This is a genomic window from Nocardia sp. NPDC003999 (assembly GCF_053604885.1).
Genome location: NZ_JBSGIB010000002.1, coordinates 566230 through 574050, shown reverse-complemented (window position 1 = coordinate 574050; position 7821 = coordinate 566230). Strand labels below are relative to the sequence as shown.

The following is a 7821-nucleotide window of genomic DNA, read 5'->3' as shown; positions in this document are numbered from 1 at the left end:
GTGTAAGCGAGCGGTCGTCAGTTCAATCCTGACAGGGGGCTCCGTCCAGCCGCTGCGCGTCTGTAGCTCAGTGGTAGAGGCCGTGCTCGATGTTGTAAGCGAGCGGTCGTCAGTTCAATCCTGACAGGGACACCATTCGGCACCTCTGTGGTTGCAGCCCGTGAGGTCTCTGCCGGGCAGGATGCCGCTCGATTCGATCGGCGGCCCCGACACCGCTCGTCGCTGTCGCGGTCGTCTCCGGCTCGAGTTCGGCTGCGTGATTCGGTCGGGCCGGGCGCTTTCGGGAGTCTCCGAGAGGGCGTCACGGTCGCGGCAGGCGAGAGCCGAGGCGGACCGGGCGCACCGCTTGCGCTGCCAGTTGGACGATCTGCGGGCTGTGGCGCGGCCAGAGGGAACGATCGCGGTGGCCGCGGAAGACCTACCGCCGAACGCGCCGATTCGAATTCGGTGGCTGCGGTGAAGAATTCGTCATCCGGGCCTGCTCCCGAGTGCTCAGCGCAAACGGCTGACCAGTTCGAGAGTGATAGCAAACAGTTGGCAAATCTGATTACCGACTGCCGAGCATGTTTCCCGCTACGAGTCTGTTTGTAGTCTGGTGTGCGCAAATATTTCTCGTGACGAGCATGTTCAGGTCACGCGCAAACACCGGATGGGCCACAAACGGGACATCTCGGCATACTTCGCGCACATTCGGGTGACTCTAGCTCTGTCGGGTTCTCCATCTGCCGAAAGTTGCTTCAGATGTACGAATACAACGCGTTGCCGCCGACCGTTGCGCGGGCTCGTACGACCAAGGGGGCGCGCGATGACTGAGCTGATCGACTTCTCCGCCGCGCTCATCGAGCCGCAAGCGATCAAAGACGCTGGATACACGGGCGTCATAGGCTACTTCAGCGATTCCCGTCCTGGCACGAATTTCGGTGCGAAGCCGCTGCGGCGGGAATACTGCGACCGATTACGCGCCATCGGGCTCGAGATAGTCACCAATTACCAGTACGGCAAGGGGGAGACGTCGGACTGGAAAGGCGGTTACGACGCGGGCGTGCGCCACGCGCGGATCGCGCTCGGTTACCACCGCGCGGCCGGCGGGCCGGATTCCCGCCCGCTGTATGCCCCCGTTGACGCGAATCCGTCGCTGGACGAGTGGAATTCGCTGATCGCGCCGTTTCTCCGGGGCTGGGCATCGGTCGTCGGTCTGGAATGGACCGGCATGTACGGCAACGCCCGGTGCATCGACTGGGCGCTCGAGGACGGCGTCGCCACGTGGTTCTGGCAACACAACTGGTCCGGTGATTCCTCGATCAACGGCGACCATCCCGCCGCGCACCTCCATCAGATCCGCATCGACGCCGACCGGGTCGGCGGCGTCGTCGTGGATGTCGACAAAGTCCTCGCCGCCGACTACGGCCAATGGTCGAAGGCGAATCCGAACTCAGGGGGAACAATGCAGAAGCCCGATTACGTCGAATTGGACCGGATGGGCGACTCCGCGTCCAGCCGCCACGGTGCGCGCGTCGAGAACTTCCTGCTGCATACCCAGGAAGGCAACGGAACCGCCGAAAGCCTGGCCAACTATCTGAACAATCCGGCGAACGGCGTGAGCTACCACTACACCGTCCGCGATGGCGTGGTGGTCGATGTGGTCGACACCGACCTGGCCAGTTGGTCGGTGCTGGACGCGAACTCGTTCACCATCAACCTCTGCTTCGCGGGCAGCCGCGTCGCATGGAGCCGGGACGACTGGCTGCGCATCCGCGACGATATCCGCATCGCGGCCTGGCTCGCGGTGCAGGACGCGCGTAAATACGGCTTCGACACGTATGTCATCACGCCGCCCTACCAGCGGCGCCAGGGCATTTCCGACCACAAGTACGTCACCGAGTGTCTCGGCATCGGCACGCACACCGATGTGGGACCGAATTTCCCCTGGGACGTGTTCGCCGACGACGTGCGCGGCTTCGCCACCGGCGAGCCGAGCGGATCGGAGCCGAACGCGATCAACGATTGCGCGGCGGCGAATCCGTGGCTCGGTACGCGGATCACGGCAGGGGAGATCGCGACACCCGACGGCGCGGGGCGCTTCGCCCAGTTCGAGCACGGGTACATCTATTGGCATCCGGACACCGGCGCGCACGCCATCCCGGAGACGCTGTGGGGAAAGTTCGAAGCATTGGGTTGGGAGGCAGGCCCGCTCGGCTACCCGATCACCGACCGCACCGTCGTGCACGGGGCGGACGGCCAGACGACGGGTGAGGTGCAAGGCTTCCAAGGCGGAGCGCTCTACCGGCGCCAATCGAGCGACAGCGTGTGCTGGGTGCACGGCGCGATCCGCGACCGCTGGAACCGCTCGGGCTACCAGACCGGCCCGCTGGGCTGGCCGACGACCGACGAGATCCCCTGGGACACGGGTACCTACCAGGACTTCGAGCACGGCCGGATCTACTGGACCCCGAGCCAAACCCTGGCCACGGTCGCGATCGGCGGAGTCGATACACCCTTGCACGACGTCGCGAGCTGACCGATAGATAGAGAAAGGTAAAGGGTCGACCGCGACGAGCGGCCAGCCCTTACCAAAGCCGAGGCGACGACTGATCTCGTACGAACATGGGTAACTCACCGGGTACGCCCAAAACCTACGTGGCACGCAACGCAGGACCTGAACGCAAATCACGCACCACCCCGACCAGTACGGCCTGAATACCCGGAGAGGCGGATCAGCCTGGGACGTTGTCGCCGTGGCCGAGGTCGCGCAGCGCCTGCTTGATCTTGGCCTGGGCCTCGTCCAGGGACTCCGGACTCGGGTTCGGGTCGGCGCCGGAGATGTCGAAGTCACCCAGCGAGAAGGCCGGGAACACGTGGACGTGCAAATGTGGCACTTCCAGACCGGCGATCAGCAGACCGGCGCGCGGCGCGGCCCAGGCCGCGCGCACGGCCTGGCCGATCTTCTGTGCGACGGCGGTCAGCCGGGCGAGGGTGTCGGTGTCGATGTCCTGCCAGTGGTCGATCTCCTTGCGGGGCACCACGAGGGTGTGACCGGGAGTGACCGGGGCGATGGTGAGGAAACCGACGAACTCGTCGTCCTCCCAGACGAAACGGCCCGGGAGCTGACCGGCGATGATCGCGCTGAAGACGGAAGCCATGTCCCGCAGCGTAGACCGGCCCGTGTGCCCAGGCGCCGGACCGCCCCGCGCTACACCGCGACGAAATGCGACAGGATGCCCTGCACCTCGTAGATGTCCACCTGCCGGTTGAACCGCTTCAGCAGCGGCTCGTCGCCGCCCGAGATCCAGATGGCCAGCTCCGCGTCCAGATCGAAGGTGCCCGCGGTCTCCACCGAGAAATGGGTGATCGCGCGATAGGGAACGCTGTGGTAGCTCACCTTGCGGCCGGTGACGCCCTGCTTGTCGATGAGGATCAGGCGGCGGTTCGTGAACAGCATCGCGTCGCGGACCAGCAGGTACGCGGCATAGACCTGTTCGCCGTTGCCGAGGAGCTTGGCGTACTCCTGTTGCGCCTGCCCCGGATCGATCCGGCCGGCGTTGCCCATCAGTCCGTCGATCAGACCCATCTCAGCACTTCCTTCGGGTGCTCCGGCGGCACGAGTGGTCAGGCCCCCGCTCGTGCCGGAAAGGACGACAATGGTCGGTGTGGGCCGTGTCACGCCCCACATCCGTTGTCCCCTTTCATCATCCCCTCCGCGCGCACCGGCAGCGGCGAAGACGCCGAACGGCTCGTTTAGGCTGTCTGCCGTGCGTGTACTCGTCATCGGTTCCGGAGCCCGTGAACATGCCCTCGTCCTGGCGCTGCGCCGGGACCCCGCGGTGACCGCGCTCTTCGCCGCCCCCGGCAACGCCGGGATCGCCCAGCACGCGCAGGTCCGCCCGGTCGACCCGTGCGCCGCCGAGGACGTGGTCGCGCTGGCCACCGAGGTGGACGCCGACCTGGTGGTGATCGGCCCCGAGGTCCCGCTGGTGCTCGGCGTCGCCGACGCGCTGCGGGTGGCGGGCTTCCCGTGCTTCGGCCCGTCGGCCGCGGCCGCCCGGATCGAGGGCTCCAAGGCGTTCGCCAAGGATGTGATGGCCGCCGCGGGCGTGCGCACCGCGCACAGCGAGGTGGTGGACAACCCGGCCGAGCTGGACGACGCGCTGGACCGTTTCGGTCCTACCTGGGTGGTGAAGGACGACGGACTCGCGGCGGGCAAGGGCGTGGTGGTGACCGCCGACCGCTCCGCCGCGCGCGAGCACGGGGCCGAACTGCTCGAACAAGGCCACCCCGTACTGCTGGAATCGTTCTTGGACGGACCGGAAGTCTCGCTGTTCTGCCTGGTCGACGGCGAGACGGTGGTTCCGCTACTGCCCGCGCAGGACCACAAGCGCGTCGGTGACGGCGACACCGGCCCCAATACCGGCGGCATGGGCGCGTACACGCCGCTGCCCTGGCTGCCCGCGCAGACCGTCACCGCGATCGTCGATGACGTGGTGAAACCCGTTGCCGCCGAGTTGGTGCGGCGCGGCAGCGGCTTCTCCGGCCTGCTCTACGCGGGGCTGGCGATCGGCGCGGCCGGGCCCGCCGTGGTCGAATTCAATTGCCGCTTCGGCGATCCCGAGACGCAGGCGGTGCTCGCGTTGCTGGAAAGCCCGCTCGGCGAACTGCTGCACGCCACCGCCACCGGCACGCTGGCGCAGGTCGCCCCGCCGCGCTGGCGCGACGGCTCCGCGATCACCGTGGTGCTCGCCGCGGAGAACTACCCGGGGCGTCCGCGTCTCGGCGACGCGATCTCCGGCGCGGGCGAGGGCGCGTCCGACGAGAACGCGACGGTGCTGCACGCGGGCACCACGCAGCGCGAAGACGGCGCCCTGCTCTCCGCGGGCGGGCGGGTGCTGAACGTGGTCGGCGTCGGCGCCGACCTTTCCGAGGCCCGCGCCCGCGCCTACGACCGCATCGCCGCGATCAAACTGCCGGGCAGCCACTACCGCACGGATATCGGCTTGGCCGCCGTCGAGAACCGCATCGAGGTCTGAGCGGGCGGCTCGGTCGGCGCAGGCCTTGGTGGCCGCGCAGCAGAGCCGACGGATCGGGGTCGACCCGGCTCGGTCGGTGCAGGCGCTGGTCGCCGTACAGCAGAGGCAGTGGATCGGGGTCGCACCGGTCCGGTCGGTGCAGCCGCCCTGGTCGCCGTACAGCAGAGCCGACGGATCGGGGTCGAACCGGCTCGGTCGGTGCAGCCGCCCTGGTCGCCGTACAGCAGAGCCGACGGATCGGGGTCGAACCGGCTCGGTCGGCGCAGGCCCTGATAGCCGCCCAGCAGACGGCAGTATGGGGCTCGAACTGCTGAGCCTGCTACTGGTCGGGGCCTGGTCCGCGGCGTCGATCTCCTATGCCGCTACGTGGCCGACCGTCGTCCACACCAGCGCAGGGCCGGTCCTCGCCGCAGGTGCGTGGAACCGCTCCTGTGCCGACGGTTGCGCGTGCCCCGATGCCGCTCGAGCCACCGGGTGCGTCGCGGTTCAGCCGAACGTGAGTCCGCGCACCGCCAGCCACTGCTGCGGGTCCACGTGCTGTCCGCCGACGATCACCTCGAAGTGCAGGTGCGGACCCGTCGAGTCGCCGCGGTTGCCCATGCGGGCGATCTGCATCCCCGCGGGCACCCGCTCGCCGACCGAGACGAAGAAGTCGTACATGTGCCCGTAGACGGTGATGCTGCCGTCATCGTGGCGGATTCGCACCCACAGGCCGAAGCCCTGCGCCGGTCCCGCGTCGATGACGGTGCCGTCGGCGACCGCGTAGATCGGGGTGCCGATCGGGCCCGCGATGTCGATGCCGTTGTGGAACGTGCCCCAGCGCGAGCCGAAGCCGGAGGTGAAGACGCCGTGGGCGGGTAGAACGAAGCCCCGGCCGCCCGGCAGCATCGCCCCGGGCTGCACCGGTGCGGTTCCGGTCATCCACGGCTGCTGCTCACCGGCGACGGCGGCGGCGGCCTCGGCCTTCGCGCGTTCGAGGGTCGCGCGTGCGGCGGCCGCGACCACCGCCTGTTCGCGCAGCCGCTCACCGTTGGCGATGGCGTTCAGCAACCTGGTCACCGAGGGCGGAGTGTTCTGCATCTGCGGTGGATATGCGACGGCGACGAGCTGGGCGGCGTCCGGCGCGGGCGTGCGATCGGTGACCGTCCCGGCGAACGACATGTCGCTCGCGGCGAACACCGCGGTCGCCGCGAGCCCGCCGAGCAGCACCTTGTGCTTGCGCGCCAGTCCGAGCAACGCCTCGCCGCTGGGTTTGCGGCGCCACAGGTCACGGGGATCCGGCCTGCGCCGCCACCAGGCCCGCAGGTGGCGGCGGCGCGCCCACAGCACGCGCGGATCGAGTCTCCCGAAAAGTCGAGGTCGGGAACGTCGCGGTAGGCGCGCACGCCAGTCGCGCGGAATGACGCCTATGCCGGCTACTCCGCGCACTCGGTCGAGTCCGTCTCGTCGAGACTTATCGAGCATCGGGTAGACCATAACCGCGACTGCGCGGTGAAGCGTGCTCTACCGTCTGTCGAGTGTCCAGAGAATCTCGCCGGTCGACCATTCCACCTTTCTACGTGATGGATGTGTGGAAAGCCGCCGCGGAACGCGCCCGGACGCACGGTGATGTGCTCGTACTCGCGGCGGGGCAGCCGTCGACGCCTGCGCCCGCGCCGGTGCTGCGCGCGACCCAACTGGCCATTCAGTCCGAATTGCTGGGCTATACCGAGACTTTCGGCATCCTGGCGATTCGGGAAGCGATCGCCGAACATCATCGGGAGACCTATGGTTATCAGGTCGATCCGGACGACGTCGTCGTGACGACCGGCTCGTCCGGCGCCTTCTCGCTGATCTTCCTCGCCGCGTTCGACCCCGGCGACACCGTCGTGGTCGCGCGTCCGGGCTATCCGGCCTACCGCAACACGCTCGCCGCGCTCGGCTGCCGCGTGCTGGAGCTGGACTGCGGCGCGCAGACCAGGTTCCAGCCCACCGTCGCCATGCTCGAAGCGCTTCCGGAGCCGCCCGCCGGTCTGGTGGTGGCCAGCCCTGCCAACCCCACCGGCACCATGATCGCCCCGGCGGAGCTCGCGGCGCTGGCCCGCTGGTGCGAGGAGCACGGCACGCTGCTGATTTCCGACGAGATCTACCACGGCATCACCTATGACACGGGGGCCGACAGCGCGACCTCGTCGGCGTGGGAAACATCGCGGGAAGCGGTGGTGATCGGCTCGGTCTCCAAGTACTTCTCCATGACGGGTTGGCGGCTGGGCTGGATGCTGGTGCCGAGCGGGTTGCGCCCCGCGTTGCAGCGCCTGGCCTCGAACCTGACGGTGTGCCCGCCCGCGATCTCGCAGTACGCGGCGCTGCACGCGTTCGGCGCGGAGGCCAAGGCGGAACTCGACGGGCACGTCCGCCGGTACGCGGTGAACCGCAGGTTGCTGCTGGACGGACTGCCGAAACTGGGCATCACCGACCTGGCCCCGGCCGACGGCGCCTTCTATGCCTACGCCGACATCGGCCACCTCACCGACGACTCCCGCACCTGGTGCGCCGACGTGCTGAACCACACCGGCGTCGCGCTCGCACCGGGAGTGGATTTCGACACCGTCAACGGACACCGAACGGTACGTTTCTCGTTTGCCGGAGCCACCGCCGACATCGAGGCGGCGCTGCTGCGTCTAGGGCACTATCTACGCGTTTGAAAGCTTTGCCCGGCAAGAACTTTTCGCAGTTCGGCACCCCGGCCGCGCGGATGCGGTAAAACAACGATGGTTGCTTTTCCTCGCTGATTTCCCCTGGAAGAACTGATGACGACTGG

6 protein-coding genes are annotated in these 7821 nt (G+C 68.2%); 3 read left to right on the top strand and 3 right to left on the bottom strand.

Annotation, left to right across the window (positions count from 1 at the left end; translation table 11 throughout):
- Positions 1 to 805: 805 nt before the first annotated feature.
- On the top strand, positions 806 to 2518 hold the full coding sequence (locus ACWESM_RS06455; protein ID WP_364425092.1) for a glycoside hydrolase domain-containing protein: 1713 nt from the start codon (positions 806 to 808) through the stop codon (positions 2516 to 2518).
- Between the two features lie 196 nt (positions 2519 to 2714).
- On the opposite strand, the gene ACWESM_RS06450 is transcribed toward ACWESM_RS06455, so the two are convergent.
- A complete protein-coding gene (locus ACWESM_RS06450) occupies positions 2715 to 3140 on the bottom strand; it encodes an HIT family protein (protein WP_364425090.1) in 426 nt (141 codons plus the stop codon).
- Between the two features lie 50 nt (positions 3141 to 3190).
- Complete coding sequence (locus tag ACWESM_RS06445; protein ID WP_356963646.1) at positions 3191 to 3568, bottom strand: PH domain-containing protein; 378 nt, start codon at positions 3566 to 3568, stop codon at positions 3191 to 3193.
- A 181-nt stretch (positions 3569 to 3749) separates the two neighbouring features.
- Between ACWESM_RS06445 and purD the strand changes: the two genes are divergently transcribed.
- Positions 3750 to 5021, top strand: a complete 1272-nt coding sequence (gene purD, locus ACWESM_RS06440) for a phosphoribosylamine--glycine ligase (RefSeq protein ID WP_356963647.1) — start codon at positions 3750 to 3752, stop codon at positions 5019 to 5021.
- Between the two features lie 486 nt (positions 5022 to 5507).
- Here the strand turns inward: purD and ACWESM_RS06435 are convergent, their stop codons facing one another.
- Entirely contained in the window at positions 5508 to 6485 is a 978-nt protein-coding gene (locus ACWESM_RS06435) for a M23 family metallopeptidase (RefSeq protein WP_356963649.1), read from the bottom strand.
- 53 nt (positions 6486 to 6538) lie between these two features.
- Here ACWESM_RS06435 and ACWESM_RS06430 point away from each other — a divergent pair, with 53 nt between their 5' ends.
- Entirely contained in the window at positions 6539 to 7705 is a 1167-nt protein-coding gene (locus ACWESM_RS06430; RefSeq protein ID WP_452491064.1) for a pyridoxal phosphate-dependent aminotransferase, read from the top strand.
- The last annotated feature ends 116 nt before the right edge of the window (positions 7706 to 7821 follow it).